The 241-nt window shown below is 63.5% G+C and carries 1 protein-coding gene; it reads right to left on the bottom strand.

Features of this window, described 5'->3' with window-relative positions; translation table 11 throughout:
* The coding region (locus B4920_RS27650; protein WP_216820130.1) for a hypothetical protein at positions 1-241 on the bottom strand (241 nt) is incomplete at both ends.

Genomic DNA, 241 nt, shown 5'->3' with positions numbered 1-241 from the left:
GATCCGTCATGGCCCACACTTGACCGGCCCACATCACGCCAGCCGTCTGGCCAAGGTCACTTTCGAAAACCACGGCATCACCGCGCTGGGCCATTTCAGGGATAACCCGTTCAAAGTGGGCATCCAGTACGGCGGGGATGGAGCCGTGCAGCTTGGCCAGCACCCGCTTGGCGCCAACTTCCGTGGTGTAGCGGTTGCGGTAATCGGCGGCGGGGTCTTTGCCGCAAGCCGCGACACAGCA

It is taken from the genome of Zoogloea sp. LCSB751, from assembly GCF_002028455.1.
Taxonomy (GTDB): Bacteria; Pseudomonadota; Gammaproteobacteria; order Burkholderiales; family Rhodocyclaceae; genus Zoogloea.
Note: the sequence above shows the minus strand (reverse complement) of the source record. Positions and strands in the feature narration are given on the sequence as shown.